At 53.7% G+C, this 25159-nt stretch carries 26 protein-coding genes and 1 other RNA gene; 20 read left to right on the forward strand and 7 right to left on the reverse strand.

Features of this window, described 5'->3' with window-relative positions; genetic code table 11:
• The first annotated feature begins 275 nt into the window (after positions 1–275).
• From BLU99_RS07445 to BLU99_RS07455, 3 genes are read left to right on the forward strand one after another with little or no spacing between them, the layout of a single operon-like run.
• Entirely contained in the window at positions 276–818 is a 543-nt protein-coding gene (locus BLU99_RS07445; RefSeq protein WP_091900710.1) for a hypothetical protein, read from the forward strand.
• Between the two features lie 24 nt (positions 819–842).
• Entirely contained in the window at positions 843–1202 is a 360-nt protein-coding gene (locus BLU99_RS07450; protein ID WP_091900712.1) for a hypothetical protein, read from the forward strand.
• 10 nt (positions 1203–1212) lie between these two features.
• The gene (locus tag BLU99_RS07455) at positions 1213–1866 is read left to right on the forward strand and encodes a hypothetical protein (protein WP_091900714.1); all 654 of its coding nucleotides are present in this window, start codon (positions 1213–1215) and stop codon (positions 1864–1866) included.
• 297 nt (positions 1867–2163) lie between these two features.
• Here the strand turns inward: BLU99_RS07455 and ssrA are convergent.
• Positions 2164–2565, reverse strand: a transfer-messenger RNA (tmRNA) gene (gene ssrA, locus BLU99_RS07460).
• A gap of 161 nt (positions 2566–2726) precedes the next feature.
• Between ssrA and BLU99_RS07465 the strand changes: the two genes are divergently transcribed.
• From BLU99_RS07465 to BLU99_RS07500, 9 genes are all read left to right on the forward strand, one after another.
• Positions 2727–3533, forward strand: coding sequence for a polysaccharide biosynthesis/export family protein (locus BLU99_RS07465; protein WP_091900716.1), 807 nt, complete (start codon positions 2727–2729; stop codon positions 3531–3533).
• 9 nt (positions 3534–3542) lie between these two features.
• Positions 3543–5087 carry a GumC family protein gene (locus BLU99_RS07470; protein WP_091900717.1) on the forward strand — a complete coding sequence of 515 codons (1545 nt, stop codon included), beginning with the start codon at positions 3543–3545 and terminating at the stop codon, positions 5085–5087.
• Positions 5084–6382 (forward strand): lipopolysaccharide biosynthesis protein, encoded by a 1299-nt coding sequence (locus tag BLU99_RS12345; RefSeq protein WP_218128543.1) that lies wholly within the window; start codon positions 5084–5086, stop codon positions 6380–6382. The genes BLU99_RS07470 and BLU99_RS12345 overlap by 4 nt, the downstream gene beginning before the upstream one ends.
• Positions 6331–7626 (forward strand): O-antigen polymerase, encoded by a 1296-nt coding sequence (locus tag BLU99_RS07475; RefSeq protein ID WP_218128544.1) that lies wholly within the window; start codon positions 6331–6333, stop codon positions 7624–7626. The genes BLU99_RS12345 and BLU99_RS07475 overlap by 52 nt, the downstream gene beginning before the upstream one ends.
• Entirely contained in the window at positions 7623–8360 is a 738-nt protein-coding gene (locus tag BLU99_RS07480) for a glycosyltransferase (RefSeq protein WP_091900721.1), read from the forward strand. The genes BLU99_RS07475 and BLU99_RS07480 overlap by 4 nt, the downstream gene beginning before the upstream one ends.
• 95 nt (positions 8361–8455) lie before the next feature.
• A complete protein-coding gene (locus BLU99_RS07485) occupies positions 8456–9478 on the forward strand; it encodes a glycosyltransferase family 2 protein (protein WP_091900724.1) in 1023 nt (340 codons plus the stop codon).
• A gap of 5 nt (positions 9479–9483) precedes the next feature.
• Positions 9484–10680: a DegT/DnrJ/EryC1/StrS family aminotransferase gene (locus BLU99_RS07490; protein ID WP_218128545.1), complete on the forward strand. Its 1197-nt coding sequence runs from the start codon at positions 9484–9486 to the stop codon at positions 10678–10680.
• Positions 10677–11264 (forward strand): sugar transferase, encoded by a 588-nt coding sequence (locus BLU99_RS07495; RefSeq protein WP_091900728.1) that lies wholly within the window; start codon positions 10677–10679, stop codon positions 11262–11264. Before BLU99_RS07490 ends, BLU99_RS07495 begins: the two co-directional genes overlap by 4 nt.
• The gene (locus tag BLU99_RS07500) at positions 11261–11833 is read left to right on the forward strand and encodes a sugar transferase (protein ID WP_091900730.1); all 573 of its coding nucleotides are present in this window, start codon (positions 11261–11263) and stop codon (positions 11831–11833) included. Before BLU99_RS07495 ends, BLU99_RS07500 begins: the two co-directional genes overlap by 4 nt.
• Here BLU99_RS07500 and BLU99_RS07505 read toward each other — a convergent pair.
• Both BLU99_RS07505 and BLU99_RS07510 read right to left on the reverse strand, forming a co-directional pair.
• Positions 11830–12276 (reverse strand): lipocalin-like domain-containing protein, encoded by a 447-nt coding sequence (locus BLU99_RS07505; RefSeq protein WP_091900732.1) that lies wholly within the window; start codon positions 12274–12276, stop codon positions 11830–11832. The genes BLU99_RS07500 and BLU99_RS07505 overlap by 4 nt on opposite strands.
• Positions 12273–13769: a capsule assembly Wzi family protein gene (locus tag BLU99_RS07510; protein WP_255397495.1), complete on the reverse strand. Its 1497-nt coding sequence runs from the start codon at positions 13767–13769 to the stop codon at positions 12273–12275. Before BLU99_RS07510 ends, BLU99_RS07505 begins: the two co-directional genes overlap by 4 nt.
• Before the next feature lie 229 nt (positions 13770–13998).
• On the opposite strand from BLU99_RS07510, the gene BLU99_RS07515 reads away from it, so the two are divergent.
• Positions 13999–15018 carry a hypothetical protein gene (locus BLU99_RS07515; RefSeq protein WP_091901125.1) on the forward strand — a complete coding sequence of 340 codons (1020 nt, stop codon included), beginning with the start codon at positions 13999–14001 and terminating at the stop codon, positions 15016–15018.
• Position 15019: 1 nt separating this feature from the next.
• On the opposite strand, the gene BLU99_RS07520 is transcribed toward BLU99_RS07515, so the two are convergent.
• Entirely contained in the window at positions 15020–15526 is a 507-nt protein-coding gene (locus BLU99_RS07520; RefSeq protein WP_091901127.1) for a histidine phosphatase family protein, read from the reverse strand.
• A gap of 115 nt (positions 15527–15641) precedes the next feature.
• Between BLU99_RS07520 and BLU99_RS07525 the strand changes: the two genes are divergently transcribed.
• Complete coding sequence (locus BLU99_RS07525; RefSeq protein ID WP_091900735.1) at positions 15642–16328, forward strand: HdeD family acid-resistance protein; 687 nt, start codon at positions 15642–15644, stop codon at positions 16326–16328.
• A 10-nt stretch (positions 16329–16338) separates the two neighbouring features.
• Here BLU99_RS07525 and udk read toward each other — a convergent pair whose 3' ends face one another.
• Complete coding sequence (udk, locus tag BLU99_RS07530; protein WP_091900737.1) at positions 16339–16953, reverse strand: uridine kinase; 615 nt, start codon at positions 16951–16953, stop codon at positions 16339–16341.
• Positions 16950–17552 carry a uracil-DNA glycosylase family protein gene (locus BLU99_RS07535; RefSeq protein ID WP_091900738.1) on the reverse strand — a complete coding sequence of 201 codons (603 nt, stop codon included), beginning with the start codon at positions 17550–17552 and terminating at the stop codon, positions 16950–16952. Before BLU99_RS07535 ends, udk begins: the two co-directional genes overlap by 4 nt.
• A 137-nt stretch (positions 17553–17689) precedes the next feature.
• On the opposite strand from BLU99_RS07535, the gene BLU99_RS07540 reads away from it, so the two are divergent.
• The 4 genes from BLU99_RS07540 (at position 17690) to BLU99_RS07555 (ending at position 21669) form a co-directional block, all read left to right on the forward strand.
• Positions 17690–17944 (forward strand): type B 50S ribosomal protein L31, encoded by a 255-nt coding sequence (locus tag BLU99_RS07540; protein WP_091900740.1) that lies wholly within the window; start codon positions 17690–17692, stop codon positions 17942–17944.
• A gap of 177 nt (positions 17945–18121) precedes the next feature.
• Positions 18122–18673: a glutathione peroxidase gene (locus BLU99_RS07545; RefSeq protein WP_091900742.1), complete on the forward strand. Its 552-nt coding sequence runs from the start codon at positions 18122–18124 to the stop codon at positions 18671–18673.
• Positions 18674–18701: 28 nt separating this feature from the next.
• A complete protein-coding gene (trxB, locus tag BLU99_RS07550; protein WP_091900744.1) occupies positions 18702–19634 on the forward strand; it encodes a thioredoxin-disulfide reductase in 933 nt (310 codons plus the stop codon).
• 436 nt (positions 19635–20070) lie between these two features.
• Positions 20071–21669: a hybrid sensor histidine kinase/response regulator transcription factor gene (locus tag BLU99_RS07555; RefSeq protein ID WP_176771080.1), complete on the forward strand. Its 1599-nt coding sequence runs from the start codon at positions 20071–20073 to the stop codon at positions 21667–21669.
• Here BLU99_RS07555 and BLU99_RS07560 read toward each other — a convergent pair.
• On the reverse strand, positions 21608–23044 hold the full coding sequence (locus BLU99_RS07560) for a sodium:solute symporter (RefSeq protein WP_091900748.1): 1437 nt from the start codon (positions 23042–23044) through the stop codon (positions 21608–21610). The genes BLU99_RS07555 and BLU99_RS07560 overlap by 62 nt on opposite strands.
• 110 nt (positions 23045–23154) lie before the next feature.
• On the opposite strand from BLU99_RS07560, the gene BLU99_RS07565 reads away from it, so the two are divergent.
• On the forward strand, positions 23155–24513 hold the full coding sequence (locus BLU99_RS07565) for a TrpB-like pyridoxal phosphate-dependent enzyme (RefSeq protein WP_091900750.1): 1359 nt from the start codon (positions 23155–23157) through the stop codon (positions 24511–24513).
• Positions 24514–24575: 62 nt separating this feature from the next.
• On the forward strand, positions 24576–25157 hold the full coding sequence (locus tag BLU99_RS07570; RefSeq protein ID WP_091900752.1) for an RNA polymerase sigma-70 factor: 582 nt from the start codon (positions 24576–24578) through the stop codon (positions 25155–25157).
• Positions 25158–25159: the final 2 nt, after the last annotated feature.

Genomic DNA, 25159 nt, shown 5'->3' on the forward strand with positions numbered 1-25159 from the left:
GCGTCTCTTTGTGATAGTGACGAGTAGTACAAATAATCCCCCTCACACATTTGGCCGTTTCAGACAAATTGCCTATATTTGCCCTCGATATCAACCACACGGATCGAAAGATGAAAACCAATAACCAGAAATTTATGAGGAATCTCACATACTATTTAAGCAAGAAGACTGGGCATTGACACATAGGCGAGAACAAGCCTGTGCCGACAATGGTTTTATTGCAGGAACGAGGACTCTCAAGCAAATTGCAGGTTTTTATAAAGATAAGTAGAAATATGAAAATAGGAAATATCATATCGTTTTTGGTTCTTGTTATTATTATATTATCATGCGACTTTTCTAATGGGAAGTCACATGATTATCAAGAAGAGCACTTAGATAGCGACTCGACCATATCGGACAACCAAGAATTAAAGAATTACTTTGTTCCATATGGAAAGGATTCTCTTTTAATGATTCCAGATTGGACACTTGCTAATTTGTATGAATCCCCATTGGAACCTTATCATAAGTTGTATAAAAGCTATCAGGATTTCGAGAGAGCTTTTTTATATCATCCAAAGAATCTCTCAAAACGAATAAAATGGTCATATCATATTAGAGTGAATGAGCAGATCCTGTGGGATTATTCTCAAATGTCTTTTGAGAATTTTAGCAAGAAATATACAATGGTGGAGGGGAATGACACCGTATCGCTTCTTAATGATACTACTTTGGCATACTGTTTTGATAAACATGGTTATTATTGTATCTTTAATTACCAAAATAAGGGAAAGACCAAAATAATAAAGACAAGGTCACATGATGATAATAATTGAAGAAGAAACAAAGAACAGAAAACAATGAAAAAAATTCAAGATTATTATGGATTAATTATTAGCGTGATTTTGCTTTTCGTAGTAATACTATTTTACGATAAAGATTTAAAAGAATCAGCTATCGAATTATTATTTATTGTGGGAATGATGATATTTAACTATGGTATTGCCATCATATATCGAAGCCTTAAAAAGAATAATTGGAATTACGCTTTGGCAAAAGATGAATATGATTATATGTTTTTCAACACGGGAGTTATTGTAGTTATAATTCTATTTATATTATTTCTACCTTCGGACTGTATTCTGTTATGGCTCATTCCTTCGGCGTTTCTTTTGTTCGGTTTGTTCATATATGATTTAATCGTCAACGGATTACACTAAGTATAAAAAGATGAAGAAAGCATTATTATTCCTATTCTTTCTTTTCCAATTATCTTCAGCATCTGCTGATTCAGATTTGATAATTAGAGAAATGGTTAGAAAGGCTAATACAAGTATTGATTCTATCTCTCTAGAATATGATGGACATAGAACGCTGATTAATAAATGGGTGGAACTATATCAGAAAGAGAAAAAAGTGAATGTATACAATTTGTTCTATCCATTATTGAGAGGCGATAGCGTCTTTTTGTATAAGATAAGAGTGAGAGTACCAAAATTCATGAGGTATCAGTACACGAAATTATCAAATGAGAATAATATTCAATTTCATTTTGGCAATAAGGATGAGGGATATATTATCTCTGTTAGACAAGGGGAAATAGAAGGATTCGAGAGATACAAATCTTTTTGTTCTAATATCGTGTCAGAAGATTCTTCTCAAAAACGAATAAGGCTTTTATATTTCTTTCAAGAAGCGATATCAAAAGAACATACATACTATATTTACAATGACAAAGAATTAGTTTACTTAGTAAAATATCGCGATAATACAACGAGTAAGAAAAAGAACAGATTGATACAATCAGTTTCTGGCACACAGAGAGAGGATGTTCGGATAATAAAATTATGTCGTGAGGCTACTCTGGGTAGGGGTGGCTTCTAACGGTTAAAGAGATAGGCTCCATGGCTGTAAGGAATGGCACTTACGAGTGAAAGGGATTATCTCTATACCCTATAAGGGATTATCTCTTTCACTCGTAAACCCTATCTCCATGAGGCATAGGGCCTATCTCTTTGAGGGAAAGATCCCACCTCTTTATCGCGGTTTTCCCTTCGACAGGCTCAGGGACCGCGAGGAGACAGGCTCAGGGACCGCGAGGAGATTGGCTCAGGGACCGCGATAATATAATATGCGAAGAAAGAACCCTCACGAGGGTGAGACCTCATGAGGGCGAAACGTTAGTGGAGCTGGAGGGAGTCGAACCCTCGTCCAAACAGGGAAACCATACGCTTTCTACACGCTTATTCCAGCCTTCGGTTTTCGAGTGACAGCAAGACCTGGACCACCCACTGCGCACCTTAGCTCCTAAATCTTCACCCATGCATCGGAGCCTGCAAGGGCTATTTCCGATTTAACCTGCGCCGCTGAATCTTCGGATTCGGAACAACATCCTCGGAGCGACGTCTCGTTTCCCCGCCTTGCAGGGAAATTAAGCTCTTAATCTACTATACTTCGATTAGGCAGCGAGAGCATACTCATTGTTGCCAATTAATTTTTTGTTCACTCAGATTAAGGAGGTAGCCAACGAGCCTCCGCGTGCTTACGTACCATCTCAACCCGCTGTCAAATCCAGTCAACCCCAAGTCATGATTTCCGTAAATCGGCTGCAAAGATAAAGATAATAGGTGAATAATCCAAATTTTTTGGCACGATTCTCGCGAAAACCTCGTATCTTTGCAGTGGTTTACAATAATCATGTGACAACCGCGTTTTCTATAATTGACAGTACAACTGATAAAGCGATGATAAAGAAACTGAAACAAATATGCGTGATGGGAGCGATAGCCCTGACGATGGGGTCGTGCATGACGCCCAAGACGGTGGCCTACTTTCCCAACCTGAGCGACGGACAGATATTCGCCATGGTTCAGAGCAAGGGTATCGCACTGAGACCCCACGACAAGATCTCGATCGTGGTAAACACCAAGTCGGCCGAGCTGAACAACGTGTTGAACATGCCCGTGACCTCACAGATCATCGGATACACCGAGATACAGTCGATCAACCAGAGCCGTGGCACGTCGGGCTACACCATCGACGCAGAGGGCTACATCGACTTTCCACTGGTGGGTAAGGTGAAGGCCGCAGGACTGACACGCGCCGAACTGGCCGACCACCTGAAGCGAGCCATGGAGGAACAGAGTGTGGCCAAGGACGCCGTCGTGACGGTAGAGTACCTGAACCTGGGATTCACCGTCATCGGAGAGGTAAAGAACCCGGGATTCTACACCTTCGACAACGACAAGACCACTCTGCTGCAGGCTCTGGGCAAGGCGGGCGACATGACGATCTACGGCGACAGAAACAAGGTGAAGGTGCTCAGACAACAGGAGGACGGACAACAGCAGACCTACGTGCTGAGCATGATGGATGCGGAGGCACTGGCTCAGTCGCCAGCCTACATCCTACAGCAGAACGACGTGGTATACGTGCAGCCCAACAACTACCGTAAGCGTCAGGCTGCCAATGCCAACGACACGACGACAGGCTCATTCTGGATCTCTGCCGTCTCTGTGCTCACCACCATCCTCGTACTCATCTTTAAGTAAACAAGCATTATGACGATAGGAAGTTTTCTCAAGGCATGCACCACCCGATGGAGATGGTTTGCAGCCTCCGTGGCGGTGGTCATGCTACTGGCAATAGTCTATCTGGTGGTCACACCGCCAAAGTACACACGTAAGGCCCAGGTGCTGGTGAAGGAGGAGAACGGCATGGGCGCCATCATGGGACAGTTGGGCGGACTGGCGGAACTGGGCGGACTGATCGGCCTGGGTGGCTCGCAGAACGTGTACAACGAGCTCTACGCCATGCAGTCGTCGTGGCTGTTGCTCAACGTGGTCGACCAGCTGCACCTCGACATGAGCTATACCGTGAAGGGCATCCGCAACCGCGATCTCTATGCCGAGACACTGCCCGTGACCGTGACGTTCAAGGATATCACGGCCGAGGACGACGTGAGGATGAGGCTACGACTGAGCCGCAACGGCGACGTGAGGATATGGAAGCTGAAGAAGAACGACGACAGCTATCCCGACGAACTGACGGGAAAGGTGGGACAGACGCTGAAGAGTTCCATCGGTAATATCGAGGTCAAGGCGACACCTTACCTCCAGAAGATGGACGACGACGAGATGACCATCACCGTGAAGCGCACCGAGCCCATGGCCATGGTGGAGCTGATCAAGAAGAAACGCCTCAGCGTGGTCGTAGGCAGTCGCGACGCGTCGATCATCGACATCAAGTACAAGGATGTGTCGAAGCAACGGGCCACTGACGTCATCAATGCCGTCATCGCCGAATACCGCAAGGAGGCCAACGACGACAGGGATGCGCAGACGGCTGTGTCGGAACGCTATGTCATAGAACGACTGGCCTCACTGGAGAACGAGCTGAGGACGCTCGACCAGCGCGTGGCCGACTATAAGAGTAAGACGATGATGCCCGACCTCGAGGTGATGGCGAAGGTCTATGCCGAGGGGGCCAAGGATATCTCGGCCGCCCATCTGGAGCTAAGCAACCAGCTCTACGTGGCACAGGCCATCCGCGACTACCTGCGCGACGAGTCGAAGAAAGACGAACTGCTGCCCGCCCTGCTCGTGGCTGACAACAAGGCGCTGGCCGACCAGGTGGGCGAATACAACACCTTACAGCTGCAGCGCAGTAAGATCGTAGCCAGCTCGAGCAAGGAGAGTCCGTTGGTAAGGGACATCGACCGTCAGCTCTCGGCCATGCACGACGCTGTGCTCACCTCGGCCGAGAATGCCATCAAACAGCTGAAGCTGCAGCTGAAGAGTGTGACGGCCAAGGAGAACGAAGGTAAGCAACTGCTGGCCTCGGCACCTAAGAAGGCCATCGGCGGACTGGGTGACGAGCGCGACTGGCGTGTGCTCAACGAGGTCTATGTGTTCCTGCTCCAGAAGCGCGAGGAGGCTCAGATGTCGAAGGCTCTGAGGAATGACATCCGGGTGCTCACCCCACCGTTGGGCGTGAAGGAGCAGAGCGCGCCCGTGAAGAAGAATATCCTCTTCGGTGCCTTCCTCTTAGGACTGTTCCTGCCGGCCTGTGCCATCTTCGTCAGAGAACGTAACGCCAGAGCATGAGAGAACGGGTGAGGTCGAAGATGGGGCAGGATGTCGTGTGGACATTCGCGCTGCAGATCGGTGTGATGGTCTGCGCGTTTGCCATCACGAAACTGTTGGCAAGTCGTCTGAGCATCGACGACTTCGGACAGTACAACGTCATCAAGCGCTCCGTACAGGTGCTCTCGTTCGTGATGCTCGCCGGCGTCGGCATCGCCCTACCCCGTTATATCCCCCTATATCGTAACAGTACACCACCACGCAGGATCGTCCCCCTGCTCGTGGCCTCACTCGTCTATATCCTGGGCGTCTCGCTCGTGGTACTGGTCGTATGCCTGCTCTTCTCCACGCAGATGCAGGACATCGTCATCGGACAGACTGGCAACGGCTGTCTGCTGCTCATCGCCCTGGGCTATGCCTTCACACTGGCGATGGCGCAGTTTGTCTTCGCCTACTACCGTGGCACCGGTAACTTCAAGTGGTACAACGGCACCCAACTGGCCGTCCAACTGGCCATCGTCGTGCCACTGGTGCTGTTGCCCGTGCTCACCGTCAAGACCGTATTCGTGTCGTGGCTGGTCATCACCGCCCTGCTCGTGGCGCTCTGCCTGGTCAAGGAGGGAAGAGGACGCTGGGGAGAGGTGAGCGATGGTACCCCACACTTCACACGACAGTCGTCGCTCTACGACTCACTGAAGACCATCGTGAGATACTCGTCGGGCCGACTGGTGGCCGACTTCTTCCTGTTCTCACTCTCGGCCTTCCCGCTCATCTATATCAGTCAGGCCATGGGACTGCAGGCGACGGCCTACTACGCTGTGGGCATCACCTTCGTCACGATGGTCACGCCTGTGTTCTCCTTCATCGGCATTATCCTGCTGCCCTACGTGTCGGCTTGTATCGCCAAAGGCGAGATGCAGAGGGCCGACAAGGTGATCACCCGTCTGCTGCTGCTCTATGTGGGGGCGGCCCTGCTTATCACGGTCGTGCTCTACATCTTCACCGACTTCATGACGGCTCTGTTGTTCGCGCGGAACTATGTGGCCGCAGGCGACCTGACACGCATCATGATCCTGGCCATCCTGCCACAGGCACTCTACCTGCTCTATCGCAACCCCATCGACGCCGTGGCCGTGGTACCTTATAACACGGTGATTCTCGGTATCTCTCTGGCTGCGATGGTGGTTAGCTTCGTATGGGCCTCTACCCTCACCCAGTATGCCTGGGCCTATCTCACGGTCTCTATCCTACAGGGACTGCTGTCGTGGCTGACTTGGCAGATCATCCAGAAACGCTCTATCCCCCGATGCCCATGACCATCCTCATCATCGCACTCGTCATCGTCATGCTCCTGTTGTCGTGGAAGTATATCCTCCGACTGGAGCCTGCGGGGGTGTTCGCTCTGCTGTGGGCGATCTCGATACCGGTCGTGCTGTTGCTCCAGACGTATATATCCCTGATGTTCACGGGCATCCTTTATATCGTGGGGGGCGTGATATGCTTCATGCTCGGAACGGTGTTCTGCGACACGGCCTATCGGCCTGAGCCGCGGAAAAGACAACTGACATTCCGTCGGGAGTGGGCCACACCCATCATGGTGGCACTGTTGGTGGGGGCGATGGTGAACCCGCTCTATTCGATCGTCCTCCACGGCTTCAACCTACAGGCTCTGCTGAGCATGCAGGATCTGCTGAACATGAACAGACAGATATCCGAGGACCGTTACATGTCGGGCGACGTGTCGAACGTGGTCAACCAGTTCTTCCTGATCTTCTGCTATGCGGCGCCTTTGTTCGGCGGCTTCTGCTACCGTTGGGTGGGCAGGTGGACGAGACTGGTGTGTATCCTCACACTGATACCGGGCATGTTCATCGCCCTGACACAGTCGATGAAGATGGGTATGATCACAGGGTTCGTGCTCTGGCTGACGGGCTATCTGGTCTGCTCGTTCAGCTACGCGCTCCCCCTTCGCATCCGTCCGCGCCACTGGTTGTATGTGGCCCTCGGCTTCGTGGGGTTCTTCGGTATCCTGTTCTTCTCGATGGTGTTCCGCACGGGTGAGATCAGTGAGAAGACCATCGTGGAGATCAGTCAGAAGTTCGTGACCTACGCCCTGGGCCATTTCCACTGCTTCGACATGTGGTTCTCCTTCCATGAGCCGGCCGCCTATGCCTGGGGCACGAAGACCTTCCTGGGCATCTCGAACGTGCTGGGACTGGAGGACAGGATACAGGGTATGTATCAGGAGTACTACCAGATAGGACAGAACGGCTACTATGGTATCTCGAACATCTTCACCATCTTCAGGCCGCTGATAGAGGACTTCGGTGAGGCTGGTGCCTATCTGGTGCTGTTTGTGATGGGTGCGCTGACGAAGGCGTCGCTGAAGGCGCTCGTATGCAGAAGGAACATCTTCCTCAACCAGGTCGTGACGACAGGCGCCTACCCCTATCTGCTGTGGTCGTTTGTCACCTCGTTCTTCGCCTATACCAGTTATATCGCCACCTTCGTCGTGGCATACGCTTTGTTCCATCTGTTACAAAAGGAGACTCAGGCATGAAACGGATAGCGGTGTTCTGTGTGACCTATCACTCCGACCGGGAGCTGGAGCAGTATCTCACCTCGCTCAGGAGAGCGCAGGAGTATGCCGGCGACAAGGTCGGGCTCGACATCTTCGTGGGCAGGAACACCGACGAGGACAACCCCGGCTACTTCGGAGCCGTGAGACGACTGATGACTGAGGTGGAGGTGAAAAGCTACGATTATGTCATCGTGAGCAACGTGGATCTGACGGTGGAAGTGGACTTCCTCTCGCAGCTGGCCGACTACGACTGCGCTGAGGATACGGGATGGATCGCTCCTCAGATCTACTCCAGCTATGAAGACCGAGACCGTAACCCGGGAAGGATGCACCGGCTGTCGCTGAACGCCCTCAGGATCCTCAAGACCGTCTACCGCTTCCCCTTCCTCGACACGCTCTACCGGCACACCCTTTATCGACGTAAGAGATACCAGCACCACGAGGCCGGCACCATCTATGCCGGTCACGGATCGTTCATCATCCTGACCCGGAACTATCTGGAGCGTTGCGGCACGATCGACTACCCCGTCTTCCTGTTCTGCGAGGAGATCTACCTGGCGGAGATGTGCAGGAGAAACGGACTGACGGTGGTGTATGTACCTCACATGAAGGTGAACGACACGGAACATGTATCCGTGGGACAGATGAGTCATTCTACCTACTGCCGGCATAACTTCGAGGCCGTCAGTTATATCATCCGTCACTTCTATTAACCCGACCTGTTTTTTCTTCTCTAATTGGTGCGGAATTACTAAAAAATGTCGTACCTTTGCACACTAATTATAGAAAAAGGTCGTTTACTATAGAAATGAACGTTCGAAAAGTATCCGTCATTTGCCCAGTATTCAATGAAGAGAGATTCATTGAAGCATGCCTTGTGTCGATTATCGAACAGGACTACCCTCTGGATCATCTGGAAGTGCTGTGCGTCGACGGACGGAGTACAGACCATACGGTCGACATCATCAAACGGTATATGAAGGACTATCCCTTCATCAAGCTGCTCGACAACCCTGAGCGCATCGTGCCCTATGCTCTGAACAGAGGACTGGAGGCCGCGACGGGTGAGGTGATCATGCGATTGGACGGTCACTGCACTTACCCCACCAACTATATCTCCGAACTGGTGAAATACCTCTATCTGCTCAATGCCGACAATGTGGGAGGGGTGTGGAACACACAGCCCGCCAAGGACACACCTGTGTGCCAGGCCATCGCTCAGGCGTCGAGTCACCCCTTTGGGGTGGGAGGCTCCATGCATAAGATCGGTTCGTCGAAGATCATCGAGACCGACACCGTACCCTTCGGCTGCTACAGACGAGAGATCTTCGAGAAGACCGGCCCCTTCGATACAGACCTGGTGCGCAACCAGGACGATGAGTTCAACGGGCGTCTGGAGAACCTTGGTGGGAAGATCTACCTGATTCCGCAGGTGATCATCAACTACACCGCCCGCGACACGCTCTGTAAGATGCGCAGGATGTACTACCAGTACGGACTCTACAAGCCTCTGGTGAACAAGAAGCTCGGTGCCCCGGCTACCGTGCGTCAGTTCTTCCCGCTGCTGTTCCTGCTGTTCCTCGTCTTCGGCGGCATAGGCTGTCTGTTCTCTCCGTTGGTACGACAGGTATATGTGGGCATCCTGCTGCTCTACCTGTTCATCGGACTGGTGGTGGGCGGCATGAGCGCCATTCGCATGCACCAGCCGGTGCTGATCCTGCTCATGCCCTACGTGTTCCTGAACATCCACCTGAGCTACGGATTCGGCTATCTGACAGGTAGCTTCAACGTCATGCGAAAGAAAACGACCCGTGTAACGTCTAACAGATAACAACGATTATGATCATACCATTCTCACCACCCGATATCACAGAACAGGAAATCCTGGAAGTGGCCGATGCCCTGCGCTCCGGCTGGATCACGACGGGTCCACGGACGAAGGCGCTGGAGAAGGAGGTGGCCGCCTTGTGCCATACCGACAAGGCTGTCTGCCTGGGCTCCGCGACCGCCTGTCTGGAGTCGGTGCTGCGCCTGTTGGGCATCGGCCCTGGCGACGAGGTCATCACCACGGCCTACACCTATACGGCCTCGGCCAGTGTGGTGTGCCATGTGGGAGCCACACTGAGACTGGTGGACACACAGAAAGACTCGCTCGAGATGGACTACGACCAACTGGCCGCCACGATCAACGAGCGCACGAAGGCGGTCATCCCTGTCGACATCGCCGGCATCCCCTGCGACTACGACCAGGTGCTGGCTGTCGTTGATGCCAAGCGTCATCTGTTCCGACCTGCCAACGACCTGCAGAAAGCCATCGGCCGTGTGGCCGTGACTGCCGATGCTGCCCATGCCCTGGGTGCCAGCAGAGGCGGGAAGATGACTGGTGCGATGGCCGACTTCTCGTCGTTCAGCTTCCATGCCACGAAGAACCTGACCACGGCCGAGGGCGGTGCGCTCACATGGCGCCCTCTCACAGGCATCGACGACGAGTGGATATACAAACAGTTCCAGTTGCTCTCGCTCCACGGACAGAGCAAGGACGCCCTGGAGAAGACCCAGAAAGGGGGTTGGGAGTACGATATCGTCAGTCCGGCCTACAAGTGTAACATGACGGACCTGGCGGCTGCCGTCGGACTGGCACAGATACGTCGCTACCCTGCCATGCTGGAGAAGCGTCGCCGTCTGATCGAGACTTATGATGCGGCCCTGAAGGGTGAAGACATACAGGTGCTTCGTCACTATACGGACGCGTACACCTCGTCTGGTCACCTGTATATGGTCCGTCTGAACGGCCGTTCCCTCGAGGCCCGTAACGAGGTGATAGAACGGATGGCCCAACAGGGTGTGGCGACGAATGTGCACTACAAGCCCCTGCCGATGATGACGGCCTACAGACGACTGGGCTTCGACATCGCCGACTATCCTCATGCTTACGCTTTGTTCCAGAACGAGATAACACTCCCCCTGTATTCACGACTTAACGACGAACAGGTGGCATACCTGCTTAAGACTTTCAAGGAGACGATACGTTGATCAGACTGTTAGACATACTCTTCTCGGCCATCGGACTGGTGCTGCTCTCACCACTGTTCATCCTGTTCTACATCCTCGTCTGGATGGAGAGCAAGGGCGGCGGTTTTTTTGTGCAGGAGCGCATCGGGAAAGACGGCAAGCCCTTCGGACTGTATAAGTTCCGTTCGATGAAGACAAAGGCCGAGGCCGAAGGTCAGATCACGGTCGGAGCCCACGACACACGCATCACACGCATCGGCTATTTCCTGAGGAAGTACAAGCTCGACGAACTGCCTCAGCTGTGGAACGTGCTGAAAGGCGACATGAGCATCGTGGGTCCCAGACCCGAGGTGAGGCGCTATGTCGACCTCTACACCGATGAGCAGCGCAAGGTGCTGACCGTCCGACCTGGCATCACGGATCATGCCTCTATCCGGTATATCAACGAGAACGAGATCCTTTGTCGGGCGGATGATCCCGAACGGGTATATATCGAGCAGATCATGCCCGACAAGATCAAACTGAACATGGTATATATCGAGCACCACACGCTGAGAGAGTATCTCAGGGTGATCCTGCTCACCCTCAAGAGTCTGCTGTCATGAAACGTATCCTCGACTTCATCATCGCCCTCCTATGCCTGGTGGTCTTCTCACCACTCTTCCTGATAGGCTATCTGATCATCCGTCTGGAGGATGGAGGTCCTGCCTTCTTCAGTCAGGAGCGGGTCGGACGCAATGGTCGTCTGTTCCGTATCTATAAGTTCAGGAGCATGAAGACCGACGTGGCACGCGACGAGAATGCGCTCGTCGGGATGGAGCGCAGCGACGACCTCACCCGTTGCGGCAGGTTCCTGCGCGACCATCATCTCGACGAACTGCCTCAGCTGTGGAACGTACTGAAGGGCGACATGGCCTTTGTGGGGCCCCGTCCCGAACGACCGTTCTTCGTCGATCAGATCATGCAGCACGACGCACGCTACGAGCGTCTGTATGTCCTGCGCCCTGGTGTCACCAGCTACGCCACACTCCATAACGGATATACGGACACGATGGAGAAGATGCTCGTCAGACTGGAGCTGGACCTCTACTACCTGGAGCATCATAACCTGTGGTTGGATGCCTACATCCTGGCCCAGACCTTCTGCCGCATCGTCTCTGGCAAGCGCTTTTAGAGTTTTCTGAAGGTCAGCCTCAGCATCGGCGACTGAAGCACCATCTCGTGTTTCCCCAACCGTAAGGTCTTGAAGGTCTCCACCATCTCATGGATGCCGTAAGGATGCACCACCACCAGCGAGTCGGCCACGACCACGGGGTCGCCGGCACTACGGTTCTTCTCATGTATGTCGTACAGCGTCAGATGACCGTCCTGACGATCGAAGCGCGCATAGAACTCACGCCCCACCCCCTGACGGTCGGCTCCCTTCAATTGGATCAGGTCGAACTGCACAGCCCAGAAGATGGTCTCGTCAGAGACATCACGATGCCCAGAGGTGACCAGCGTATCGACACCCGTCAGATGCCAGTAGCCGTCCAGACGACCGTTGTCCGACGTCTCGACATCGCACGCCACCAGTGCCGTGCACACCACCGTCCATAGATAGATCCACTTTCTCATCTTGTCCAAATGCCAGTCTTGATGATTCTCAGTTGGGCACCGTAATTCTCGCCCAACAAACGTCCTTTGTCCATCGCCCAGGCGCCACACACCTGCCAGTCAGGCGCCAACTGCCACGACACCTCGGTCATCACACTCAGGTTATACCGCGGTTGGGCATAAGGCGCGTCGTAGGTCCCCAGTCCCGTCTGATAGGTGGCCAAGACCCTGTAATGCACCGACGGCGACGGCTCACCGCTCAGTCCTACATGCCAGGCCACGAAACGGTTGTTCTCCACCTCAATCTTCCCGTTGTTGTTATAGATCGGTGACCGGTAGAGCGGGTTGCCCATCACCTGTCCCCAGTGCTGCCAGCCCGTGAAGATATAGTGATTATAATAGTTGTCGTTACCACCGATATGGTCACGGTATGCAGGGGTACGGTCGTGGTACACCGGTCCGCTCTGATACTTCGAATACAGATACTCCACGACCACGTTGTTCAGCCATCCGACCTTCTTCAGTTGCACCTCCGCACCCAGCATGATATCCTTGAGGTCGTAGGCCACATAACGGTCGCTCACCCGCTCATTCCACTGCTCTCCCCGACCATAGCCGTCGTAGTCGAGCATGAACATCGACGAGTGGTCGTCGAAGAAATGATCGGCATACACACCTAGGTTCCACGAGGGCTGGTCGATATTCAGGCGCATCACCCACGAGCCCACATGATTGCCGTTGGTATTGCCATAGATGCCTTCATCAGAATCCGCCCCGCCAGGCACGAACGCATGCCAGAAGGCAGAGAGTCCCTTCTCGTTATCCGTCTTCTCCCAGATGTCCGTCAGCACCTCGTGGTAAGAGCTGCCACCAAACTGGTTGCCCATCTCCAGTCCGAGTTCCAGTGTCAGGTTACGGGGACCGATCTTCAGATAGCCGGCCTTACTATGATAGAGCGTGTTCTCCGTGTATTTCGACAACGGTGCCACGAAATCCTTCTGCCATCCGTCGTCGGTCGTCTTACCGAATGCGACATGTCCCTTCAGGGCCAGCCAGCGTCTGGTGCCAGGGATCGCCCAGTAGTCGGGCAAGGCCAACCGCACCTGTGGCACAGGACGGGCGTTGATGCCCAGTGTCTGCGAACCCGTGCTCAGTGCCTGGTTCTTCAGTTCCATGGGATAGGCCTTGGCACCAACGGTCAGGGTACCCTTGAGCCAGCGCCCCTCGACATAGGCCTGCTGTACGACCAACGTACTGGTGAAGCCCGTAGCCAACGCCATATCGGCACCATAGGCGACACCCCACCTCCTGCCGTCATCCCGTGCGAGCGGACGCTCTATCGCCGCCCTCACATAGCCGTTGACCGTCTTCAGCGAACTGAGTCCGTATCTGTTGGCATTCAACCACAAGGGGGTGTGATCGCCGCCCGACAAGGTCGTCTGCAGCTCCGTGCGATAGCATAGTGAGTCGAACAACGACCGTTCCTGTCCGTCGGCGCAGACGAAGTGACACATTATTAATAATATAAGGGCAACATATCTCATTACGCCCACAAAGGTAATGCAAACCGCTCGAAGAACAAAATAAAAACCGATATATTTGTCGATTTCCACATCTATAGGGATTTTCCCCATCCGCTTTAGGGAAAATCCTTTGCATAGGCCCGGAATTTGTTGTTTCTTTGCACCGTGAACCATCGTTCACAAGACAAAAGAATGTTGAACCATTTAAATGATAACGAAGATGAAGAAGATGTTTCTCGCATTGATCACTCTGCTGACGGTCACTGTTTCAGCAAGTGCTATGAGCTATGAGCAGGCCCGTAGCGAGGCACTGTTCCTCACAGACAAGATGGCGTACGAACTGAATCTCACCGACGAACAGTATGAGGCTGCCTATGAGATCAACCTCGACTATCTGATGGGAGTGACAGGCCGTGCGGATGTGTTCGGCACCTATTGGGAGCGTCGTAATCTCGACCTGAGCTATATCCTTCTCGACTGGCAGTGGCAGGCTTTCATTGCCGCCTCGTATTTCTACCGTCCCCTCTACTGGGAGGCAGGCTACTGGCACTTCGGCATCTACAGCCGCTACCCCCATCGCGACTATTTCTTCTTTGGCAGGCCTCATTTCTATGTGACCTACCGAGGTGGTCATAGCTGGCACATGAACGGCGGACATAGCTTCTACTACGGTCGTCGCCACACCTACCGTGTCGCAGACAGAAAGCATTTCGGCATGCACGACCGCTGGAACCGCGGTGACTTCCGTGGTCCTCGTCACAGCTCGACTCGTATCACTGGTCATGATCGTAAGAGAGACCATGAGATGCACAACAGAGGACTTGAGCACCGTCGGAACAATGAGATTCGCAGAGACAACAGTCAGATGCGCGACCATCAGCATGCCGACAGAGGTCACACCATCAACAGGAATCACGAGCATAACGGCGTGCGCGACAACCAGTCGTTCAACAACAACCGTAACAACGGTTCGTTCAGGGGTAACCGTGAGAACAACACCGTAGGTCGTTCGCGTGGCGGTTCGTTCGGCAGCTCACGTAACAACAGCTCCTTCGGCGGCACACGTAGCAACAGCTCGTTTGGCAGCACACGTAGCAGCAGCTCGTTCGGCAGCTCGCGTAGCAGCACCCGCAGCTCTGGCTCCTTCAGTGGCGGCTCACACGGTGGTGGGCACTCTGGCGGGCACTCTGGTGGGCACGGTGGCTCACACGGAGGTGGACACTCTGGCGGTCGCCGGTAGCCTACAGCTCCAGGATGCGTACTTCCGCATTCGACATCCTCTGTATGTCGCTCATTGATTTCTGATAATAGACAGCCTGGACGGCTTTGTTGATGATGCCATGTCCTACTGCCAGCACCTTCTTTTCAGGGAACGTCTGTCTCACAAAGGTGAGAAACTCATCAGCCCTGGAAAGAAGGTTTTCTAATGTCTCCACATTGTCGGGCCATACCTCGTTCTTCAGGTCAGGGATATACCTGCCAGTGAAGTCGCCCCAGTCGCGCTCCCTGAGCAACGGGGTCGTCAGCACTTCCAACTGGTGGGGTGCCGCGATGATCCTCGCCGTATCCACCGAGCGTTTCAGGTCACTGGCGATCACGGCGTCGAGCGGTTGCTCCTTCCACGTCTCACTCAAGAGTCGGGCCTGTCGCAGACCGTTCTCGTTGAGCTCGCCCTGTGTCTGCCCCTGCATGATCTGGTTGGCGTTGTCCACCGTCTCACCATGTCTAACCAAATATAATGTTGTCATCATCCTTCTATTTAAGGCGCAAAATTACTAATAATTGTTGATAACACGGTAAAAATTTGGCTTTTTACGCGATTTCCATTATATTTGCAGTCAGAAACCAAAGAAACTGACCATTATGAAGATACTCCAAAGTTCTATATTCCGTGCTATCTGTGCGATCACCATTGGTATACTGCTCATCAAGTACCCCGATAACACCGTGACGTGGATCACCGTTGCCATCGGCGTCCTGTTCTTCCTGTCGGGCATCATCTCCCTGATCACCTATGTCCATGCCAGGAACAATGTGACCGAATACAAGATTACCGATGCCGATGGACGAGTCATCGCGGGCGAGCAGCCCACCTTCCCCCTCGTCGGCACAGGCAGCATGATCCTGGGTGCCCTGTTGGCGCTGACGCCCAACGTCTTCGTCACTGCCCTGATGTACATCATCGGTGCCATCCTGATCCTCGGTGCCGTGAACCAGTACACGAACCTCATCCATGCCAAGAAATACGGTAAGATCGGCTTCGGCTACTGGATCTTCCCGTCGATCATCCTACTCACGGGTCTCTACGTCATCATCCGACCGATGGCTCCTGTCAGCATGGCCATGCTCATTCTCGGTTGGTGCTCACTGCTCTACGGTGTGACAGAGGTCATCAACTCGTTGAAGTTCCATGCCGACAAGCGGAAGGCCAGTCAGGCACAGGCGATCCCCACCGCCGAAGAGGTCGTGGAGGAGATCACCGAGGCATCCGACTCAGAAGACAGCGCCGGGTCCGACGCTCCCAGAGAGCTCCCCACCATCGAAGACTAAGTCTTTTGTTTTATACGCCCGTCACGATCCCCTCGATATAGGCTTTCAGGATGTGAATACCCGTCCTGTTGTCGCCGCCCCAGGGGATGATGAGATCCGCGAACTTCTTCGTAGGCTCGATAAACTGCTCATGCATCGGCTTGAGCACCTTCTCGTAGCGGTCGAGCACCATGTCGACCGTTCGTCCGCGCTCCACCACGTCGCGCCGGATATTCCGGATCAGTCGTACGTCATCATCCGTATCCACGAAGATCTTCAGGTCCATCATGTCGCGCAGCTTCTTGTAGTGCAGCGCCATGATACCCTCGATGATGATCACAGGCTTGGGCTCCACGTGGATGGTCTCCTTCAGACGGTTACTCTCAATATATGAGTAGGTAGGCTGTTCGATGGCCTCCCCGTTCTTCAGTTTCCTGATATGCTCCGTCAGCAGTTTCCAGTCGAAGGCGTCGGGATGGTCGAAGTTGATGGCTCGCCGCTCCTCAGGCGTCATGCCCGTCGTATCGTTATAGTACGAATCCAAGGGCACCACTGCCGCACAATGAGGAGGCAGAGCCTTGGCAATTCTCTTCACGACGGTGGTCTTGCCCGAACCCGTACCGCCTGCAATTCCTATTATTGTCATAGTTTCAAGTATTTGAAAACAATATCATAAAATTCCGCTTTCCGTTCCGCCTTCATGGGATAGGCACGCGAGCTGCTCGGCATGCGGTAGAGTCGCAACGACCTCCCGTCAAGCGTGAATTCCGCGTATGCCCCCACCTTCGGGGGCACGATCCCATAGTGCCTGCAGAAGATGTCCGTCGCCAACTGCCCCGCCGTGACCACGGCGCCACAGTTGGGCAACCGTCTCAGCATCGCGTCGAGATCCGTCTCCTCCACGATCTCCAGATCCTTGTCGGAAGCGTTGTTCCTGGTACGACGGATACGGACGGCCGTGTCAAACAAGGCGATGCCTTTCTCCTTCAGGAATGCCACGATACGCTCCAGGTCGAACCTTTTCTCTCCCTCCACCACGAAGTGACTTCTGTCATCATAGAAACAGATGCCGAAGATACGCCACATATCATTGATAAAGTTCGGGTAATAGAAGCGCATGCACCACCGTTTCTCCGACGGAGGGAACGTCCCCAGCATCAGCAGCCGGGCATTCTCAGGAAGAAACGGTTCAAATGGGTGACACTCAACAGGTAAGCCCTCCTCACTCTGGATCTTTATCTCCATAATGATGCAAAAATACGAAAAATATACGATACAATCCACTTTTCTTCAAAAAATATTTGGCAGAGTGCGAAAATCTTCGTAATTTTGCAGCCCGTAAGTGGAATTTCCAAGTAATAAATAACAATTTAGATTTAAAAATGAAAAAAGGTATTCATCCAGAAAACTATCGCCCCGTCGTATTCAAGGATATGTCCAACGGCGATATGTTCCTTTCGAAGTCTACTGCAAAGACCAATGACACCGTGGAGTTCGAAGGCGAAACTTACCCAGTGGTAAAAGTCGAAATCTCTAGCACCTCTCACCCGTTCTACACTGGTAAGAGCAAGCTCGTCGACACCGCAGGTCGTGTTGATAAGTTCATGAGCCGCTACGGTAAGGCTGCGAAGAAGTAAATCATACGAACAACAAATTAAAAGTGCGTCCACGGTAGTTGCATATGCCTGGCCGCACTTTTTTTATGTCCCTTCCCCTCTGGGCCCCAAAATAAATTTTATCACCTTTTGTTTTGGCTAATAGAAAGAATTGTCGTATATTTGTGCCCTAGAACTTAACGCATCATTAAAATTCGAATGAAAACTATTTATGACTTCACTGTCAAGGACAGAAAAGGCAAAGACGTATCCCTGAAGGAATACGCCAACGAGGTGTTGCTCATCGTAAACACAGCAACCAAGTGCGGATTCACCCCTCAATACGATGAGTTGGAGAAGCTCTACGAGAAATACCACGCCCAGGGCTTTGAGATTCTCGACTTCCCCTGCAACCAGTTCGGCCAACAGGCACCTGGCACCGATGCGAGCATCCATGAGTTCTGCAAACTGAACTTCGGCACGGAGTTCCCACGATTCAAGAAGATCAAGGTCAACGGCGACGACGCCGACCCGCTATACAAGTTCCTCCAGCAGCAGAAAGGCTTCGCCGGATGGGACATGAGCCACGAGATAGCCCCCGTCCTCGACGATATGCTGTCGAAGGCTGATCCCGACTACAAGCAGAAGCCCAGCATCAAATGGAACTTCACCAAGTTCCTGATCAACAAGAAGGGACAGGTGGTGGCCCGCTTCGAGCCCACCGAGAATATCGACCATATAGCCCAGCAGATCGAAGAACTGCTGAAATAAGCCAAACGGAACCAACAACCCCATCAAGATGGAACATACGAAATGTCTGATCATCGGTAGCGGCCCCGCAGGTTACACCGCTGCCATCTACGCATCGCGCGCCAACCTCAGTCCGATAGAATACAGTGGCATGCAGCCCGGTGGACAACTCACGCAGACCACCGAGGTAGAGAACTTCCCCGGCTATCCGCAGGGGGTGGACGGCAACCAGATGATGATGGACCTGCGCGAACAGGCTGAGCGTTTCGGAGCAGACATCCGCGACGGTTCCATCGTGAAGGTCGACTTCTCGAAAGCACCGTATATCTGTACCGCCGAGGACGGCACCGACATCGAGGCCGACACGGTGATCATCGCCACGGGAGCGTCGGCCAAGTACCTGGGACTCGACGACGAGCGCAAATACAACGGACAGGGCGTATCGGCCTGTGCCACCTGCGACGGGTTCTTCTACCGGAAGAAGACCGTGGCCGTGGTGGGCGGCGGCGACACGGCCTGCGAGGACGCGCTCTACCTCTCAGGACTGGCTAAGAAGGTGTACCTCATCGTGCGCAAGCCGTTCCTCCGTGCCTCGAAGGTGATGCAGCAGCGCGTGATGGAGCGCGAGAACATCGAGATACTGTTCGAGCACAACACCATCGGACTCTTCGGCGAGAACGGCGTGGAAGGGGCTCACCTCGTGAAGCGCAAGGGTGAGGCCGACGAGAAACTGGTAGACATCTCCATCGACGGTTTCTTCCTCGCCATCGGCCATCAGCCGAACACAGACATCTTCAAGGAATGGCTCGACACAGACGAGGTGGGATACCTGAAGAAGATCGACGGGACACCCAAGACGAAGATCCCCGGCATCTTCGTGGCAGGCGACTGCGCCGACCCGGTGTACCGCCAGGCCATCTCGGCAGCCGGCTCGGGCTGTCAGGCAGCCATCGAAGCCGAACGCTTCCTGATGAACCGTTAATACCCTATATCTTATTCCCCCATCTTGCGATATCAAGACGGTATCGACAAAAATGAAGAAAAGGCCCGTTTCACAACGCGCCTTTTCTCACAATTACTTAAAAAACTAAATTAATCAACCATAAACCTTAACCATTAAAATCTTTTTCCACCACAAATATACGATAGGGTTCGCAATATGATGTACAATTTGCGTGAATTGATGTTGAAAATGCGATAATTCACGGATTTTCTACATAAAATCACGCATTTTAAACATTTTAGGCCATAAAATACTAGTTTTTGTAGAAAAAAAAGCGTGTTTTCGAAAAAAAAATCTATTTTTGCAACAAATTACCATATCCATGAACCTGGACTTGCGCATACTATTAGCCATTGTGACCCTCATAATAATTGCCATTATCTTAATCTTCGGGCGATTATTATACCTCCGCAGTATGCGCTTGAAAAGGCGACTCCACATGAGCGCCATCTTCACCAATATCACACATGAGCTGCTGACGCCGTTGACCGTGATCTCTGCCTCGGTGGACAAGCTGCGCGACGAGGAGCCGAAATTCCAGCACGACTACGACCTTATGCAGCTCAACATCCAGCGTATGGTCCGACTGCTGCAGCAGATCCTCGAGACGAGCAAGTCGGAGGCCGGCGGTCTGAAGCTGCGCGTGGCCCACGGCGACGTGATGAAGTATATCCACGAGACGGCGCGCTGTCTGGAGCCGCTGATATCACAGAAGAAGATGAAGTTCACCGTGCAGTGCTATCCGGAAAGCATGATGGGCTGGATAGATACCGACAAGCTCGATAAGATCATCTACAACCTGCTGTCGAACGCCGCGAAATACGCCAACGAGAACGGTGAGGTGGCCATCAGGGCGTTCACCAACAAGACCTACGACCATATCAGGATCGAGGTCAGCGACACGGGCAGCGGCATCTCCAAGGAGAAGATGAAGCATCTGTTCCAACGGTTCCAGGACGGCGACTACCGACAGCATAAGACCATCGGTACAGGACTGGGACTGGCGCTGACGCACGACCTGGTGTACCTGCATGGCGGCACGATCAGGTGCGAGAGCGAGGAGAACAAAGGTACGACGTTCATCGTGACACTGCCCATCTCGAAGGAGGCGTTCACCTCCGAGCAGATCGACGAGCAGCATAAGATCGACGTGAACATCCCACAGAACGCCATTGCCGACTTCAAGACTGTCATCCCCGACGTGAACGAGAACATGAACACCATCGACGAGGACAGCTACAAGCTGCTGATCGTGGAGGACAACGTGGAGCTGCTGATGCTGATGAGACAGTTGCTACGCCCCTACTACCGTATCTACGTGGCCCGAAACGGCATCGAGGCCCTCGACATCGTGCACAAGCGCGACCTCGACCTGATCATCTCGGATGTGATGATGCCCGAGATGGGCGGCTATGAGCTGACGCGCGAGCTGAAGTCCGACCCCAACTTCAACCACCTGCCCATCATCCTGCTGACGGCGAAGACGCAGGAGGAAGACGAGAAGAAGGCGCTGCTCATCGGTGCCGATGAGTTCCTGACCAAGCCCTTCCGTGTGAGCGACCTGAAGCTGCGCATCGACAATATCATCGAGAACAGGAAGCGCATCCAGCACGAATACAGTCAGCAGTCGCTCGAGGATACGATGATGAAGATCTCGCAGGCCACGACGCCGAGTGCCGATGATCTGTTCCTCGACCGTGCCCTGAACCTGGTGCACGCACATCTCGAAGACGACAGCTACGACCGCGATGCGCTGGCCGCCGACATCGGTGCCAGTTCGTCCACCTTATATAATAAGCTGCGTTCGATCACAGGCATGAACGTGTCGACGTTTATCCGCGACATCCGCATGAAGGAAGCCAAGCGGATGGCCGAGAGCGATCCGAACATCCGGGTGAGCGACCTGGCCTATAAGGTAGGTTTCCGCGACCCCCGTTATTTCTCCACCTGTTTCAAGAAGCAGTTCGGCATCCTGCCGAAGGAGTTCCTCGAGAACATAATAGCAAAGCCATGAACGTGAGTGCGCCGTTGAGCATCAGCAGTTCATAGCCGAACACATACCCCAGATAACGCGAAGAAAGCATATCGATGGCGTAGCAGAGCAATGGCGATGCCACGCAGATATAAGGTGCCCAGCGGTCGTCGGGATGCCTGTGGGTGAGCATGCCGAAGGCGAACAGTCCCAGCAGCGGACCGTAGGTATAGCCGCACATGATAAAGATGGCATCGATGACGCTCGTGGAGTTGAGCAGATGGAACAGCAGCACCAGTCCCACGAACAGCCCACAGATGGCGAGATGCGTCCGGCGTCGCATACGCTCATCGTCGGCCCTCCCGCGGATATCCACGCAGTAGCTGGTGGTGAGCGAGGTGAGCGCAGAGTCGGCACTCGAGAACGAGGCGGCCACGATACCGATCGAGAACGGTATCAGCACGGCCATGTCGGCCTGCAGGACAAAAGTCGGCAACAGCTCGTCGCCCACCGCCACAGCTTGTCCCTGCTGTCGGGCGAGCATCATCAGGAGCACGCCCAGCGAGAGGAACAACAGGTTCACCGGCACGAAGGCGACGCCATACGAGCACATATCCTTCTGCGCCTCCCTTAGCGTCTTACAGGTCATGTTCTTCTGCATCATATCCTGATCGAGCCCCGTCATCACAATGACGATGAACACCCCACTGAGGAACTGTTTCCAGAAGTTCTGCCGTGACAGCCAGTCGTCGAAGACGAACATCCTACTGTGCTCGTCGGCGACGATGGCCCCGACGGTCTGACTCCACGTGAGTCCCAGCTGTCCCATCACCTTATATATAATAAGGAGCAGTGCCACGAGCATACAGACAGTCTGGAACGAGTCGGTCCACACCAGGGTCTTGATGCCGCCCCGACGGGTGTAGAGCCATATCAGCGCCACCATCACGGTGACCGTCGCCGCGAACGGCACGCCCATGGCGTCGAACACGAAGCGTTGCAGGATCATGCACACCACATAGAAGCGGGCCACGGCGCCCGTCATCTTCGACAACAGGAAGAACGAGGCGCCCGTCTTATATGACCGGGACCCGAGGCGTTGTCCCAGATAGGCGTAGATGGTGGTCAGGTTCAGTCGGTAGTACAGCGGCAGAAGCACGAACGCCACGACGACATAGCCGAGGATGAATCCCAGACAGGTCTGCATATACGTCATATCGACCCGCGTCACCATGCCCGGCACGGAGATGAACGTCACGCCCGAGATGCTCGCCCCGATCATGCCGAAGGCCACCAGATACCACGGTGACTGACGGTTAGCACGGAAGAAGGTGTCGTTGTCGGCACGGTGTACCGCCAGTCGGCTGATGCCATACAGAATGGCAAAATAGACCAATATGATAACAATCATCCACATAATAGCTGCAAAGGTACACATTTTTATGAAATTCTTAATTCCCTGTTCTTAATTCTTAATTAAAAAGTGTACCTTTGCATGCGGAGAGAACAATCCTAAAACATTTAATTATGACTAAACAGAAAAAATTCATCCTCCAAGAGAGTGAGATCCCAACACAGTGGTACAACATTCAGGCAGACATGCCCAACAAACCTATGCCCCCCATCCATCCGGTCACGAAGCAGCCCTTGGGCGTCGACGACCTCGCCCACATCTTCCCCCGCGAGTGCTGTGTGCAGGAGCTCGACACCGAGCATGCATGGATAGACATCCCCGAAGAGGTATTAGAGAAATACAAATACTACCGTTCGACGCCGCTGGTACGCGCCTACGCCCTCGAGGAGGCGCTCGGCACCCCGGCACATATCTATTTCAAGAACGAGTCGACCAACCCCCTCGGCTCGCATAAGATCAACTCAGCCCTGCCGCAGTGCTACTATGCCAAGCAGGAGGGCACGACCAATGTGACCACGGAGACGGGTGCCGGTCAGTGGGGCGCTGCCCTGAGCTACGCCGCCAAGATCTACGGTCTCGACTGTGCCGTCTATCAGGTGAAGATCACCATGCAGCAGAAGCCCTACCGCTCGTCGATCATGCGCACCTTCGGTGCTGTCGTCGAGGGCTCTCCCTCGATGTCCACCCGTGCAGGTAAGGATATCCTGACGCGCGACCCCAACCACTCCGGCTCTCTGGGCACCGCCATCTCCGAGGCCGTCGAACTGGCCACCACCACCCCCAACTGTAAGTACACGCTCGGTTCGGTGCTCAACCACGTGGCCATCCACCAGTCGATCATCGGTCTGGAGGCCGAGAAGCAGATGGCCATGGCCGGCGAGTATCCCGACATGGTGATCGCCTGCTTCGGCGGTGGCAGTAACTTCGGTGGCATCGCCTTCCCCTTCATGCGTCATAACATCCTCGACGGGAAGAAGACGGAGTTCATCGCTGCCGAGCCCGACAGCTGTCCGAAGCTCACACGCGGTCAGTTCCGTTACGACTTCGGCGACGAGGCCGGTTACACGCCGCTGCTGCCCATGTACACGCTGGGCCATAACTTCAAGCCCTCCAACATCCATGCCGGTGGTCTGCGCTACCACGGTGCCGGCATGATCGTCAGTCAGCTTATCAAGGACGGCTTCATGAAGGGTGTCGACATCCCGCAGCTCGAGACCTTCGAGGCCGGCATGCTCTTCGCCCGCACCGAGGGTATCATCCCTGCGCCCGAGAGCTGTCACGCCATCGCCGCCACCATCCGCGAGGCCAACAAGTGCAAGCAGACCGGCGAGGAGAAGGTCATCCTCTTCAACCTGTCCGGTCACGGTCTGATCGACATGCCGTCGTACGACTCGTATATCAAGGGCGACCTGCAGAACTACACCGTCACCGACGAGATGATCGCAGCCAACCTGGCTGAGATCGACCAATAAAAGCCTATCGGCGAGAGCATCCTGTCAGAGGGATGCTCTCACCTTTTTGGAAAAACTACATCATGCACATCAGCGAGGGTATCATCGAACAACTGGCATCTGGCAGTCAGGAGGCTTTCCACACCGTGTACAAAGTCGCCTACCCCCAGGTACGGGCCTTCAGCAAAGGTCTGGTGAAGAATGATGCCGATGCCGACGATATCACCCAGTTGGTGTTTATCAAGCTATGGACCAAGCGGTCCATGCTGAAGGAGGTAAAGAACTTTAACACCTACCTCTACACCATCACCAAGAACACCGTTCTCAATCACCTGGCCACCCGCAAGGCCTTCACCGTCGATATCGCCGGTATGGGCGATAGGGTCACAGGCAGTGCGACGCCACAGGAGCAAGTCGAGGCCCGCGACCTGCAGCTCCTGATCGACATGGTGGTCGAAAATATGCCGCCGCAACGGCAGACCATCTACAAGCTGAGTCGTGAGGAGGGCCTGAGCAACGACCAGATAGCCGAGCGACTGGGACTCCAGAAGAAAACCGTCGAGAATCACCTCAACCTGGCCTTAGGCGATATCCGGAATATGCTAAAAATTCTTATTTTATTGCTCTACGGTTGGGGGAAAAGCGGACCTTGGTGGTCTATATAATA

Source organism: Prevotella sp. lc2012 (assembly GCF_900107065.1).
GTDB lineage: Bacteria > Bacteroidota > Bacteroidia > Bacteroidales > Bacteroidaceae > Prevotella.

Excerpts from the sequence above, each read along its gene's own strand:
- BLU99_RS07445 (WP_091900710.1), top strand. The coding sequence starts at position 276 with ATGAAAATAGGAAATATCATATCGTTTTTGGTTCTTGTTATTATTATA.
- BLU99_RS07450 (WP_091900712.1), top strand. The coding sequence starts at position 843 with ATGAAAAAAATTCAAGATTATTATGGATTAATTATTAGCGTGATTTTG.
- BLU99_RS07455 (WP_091900714.1), top strand. The coding sequence starts at position 1,213 with ATGAAGAAAGCATTATTATTCCTATTCTTTCTTTTCCAATTATCTTCA.
- BLU99_RS07465 (WP_091900716.1), top strand. The coding sequence starts at position 2,727 with ATGATAAAGAAACTGAAACAAATATGCGTGATGGGAGCGATAGCCCTG.
- BLU99_RS07470 (WP_091900717.1), top strand. The coding sequence starts at position 3,543 with ATGACGATAGGAAGTTTTCTCAAGGCATGCACCACCCGATGGAGATGG.
- BLU99_RS12345 (WP_218128543.1), top strand. The coding sequence starts at position 5,084 with ATGAGAGAACGGGTGAGGTCGAAGATGGGGCAGGATGTCGTGTGGACA.
- BLU99_RS07480 (WP_091900721.1), top strand. The coding sequence starts at position 7,623 with ATGAAACGGATAGCGGTGTTCTGTGTGACCTATCACTCCGACCGGGAG.
- BLU99_RS07485 (WP_091900724.1), top strand. The coding sequence starts at position 8,456 with ATGAACGTTCGAAAAGTATCCGTCATTTGCCCAGTATTCAATGAAGAG.
- BLU99_RS07500 (WP_091900730.1), top strand. The coding sequence starts at position 11,261 with ATGAAACGTATCCTCGACTTCATCATCGCCCTCCTATGCCTGGTGGTC.
- BLU99_RS07505 (WP_091900732.1), bottom strand. The coding sequence starts at position 12,276 with ATGAGAAAGTGGATCTATCTATGGACGGTGGTGTGCACGGCACTGGTG.
- BLU99_RS07510 (WP_255397495.1), bottom strand. The coding sequence starts at position 13,769 with ATGTGTCACTTCGTCTGCGCCGACGGACAGGAACGGTCGTTGTTCGAC.
- BLU99_RS07515 (WP_091901125.1), top strand. The coding sequence starts at position 13,999 with ATGAAGAAGATGTTTCTCGCATTGATCACTCTGCTGACGGTCACTGTT.
- BLU99_RS07520 (WP_091901127.1), bottom strand. The coding sequence starts at position 15,526 with ATGACAACATTATATTTGGTTAGACATGGTGAGACGGTGGACAACGCC.
- BLU99_RS07525 (WP_091900735.1), top strand. The coding sequence starts at position 15,642 with ATGAAGATACTCCAAAGTTCTATATTCCGTGCTATCTGTGCGATCACC.
- udk (WP_091900737.1), bottom strand. The coding sequence starts at position 16,953 with ATGACAATAATAGGAATTGCAGGCGGTACGGGTTCGGGCAAGACCACC.
- BLU99_RS07535 (WP_091900738.1), bottom strand. The coding sequence starts at position 17,552 with ATGGAGATAAAGATCCAGAGTGAGGAGGGCTTACCTGTTGAGTGTCAC.
- BLU99_RS07540 (WP_091900740.1), top strand. The coding sequence starts at position 17,690 with ATGAAAAAAGGTATTCATCCAGAAAACTATCGCCCCGTCGTATTCAAG.
- BLU99_RS07545 (WP_091900742.1), top strand. The coding sequence starts at position 18,122 with ATGAAAACTATTTATGACTTCACTGTCAAGGACAGAAAAGGCAAAGAC.
- trxB (WP_091900744.1), top strand. The coding sequence starts at position 18,702 with ATGGAACATACGAAATGTCTGATCATCGGTAGCGGCCCCGCAGGTTAC.
- BLU99_RS07555 (WP_176771080.1), top strand. The coding sequence starts at position 20,071 with ATGCGCTTGAAAAGGCGACTCCACATGAGCGCCATCTTCACCAATATC.
- BLU99_RS07560 (WP_091900748.1), bottom strand. The coding sequence starts at position 23,044 with ATGTGGATGATTGTTATCATATTGGTCTATTTTGCCATTCTGTATGGC.
- BLU99_RS07565 (WP_091900750.1), top strand. The coding sequence starts at position 23,155 with ATGACTAAACAGAAAAAATTCATCCTCCAAGAGAGTGAGATCCCAACA.
- BLU99_RS07570 (WP_091900752.1), top strand. The coding sequence starts at position 24,576 with ATGCACATCAGCGAGGGTATCATCGAACAACTGGCATCTGGCAGTCAG.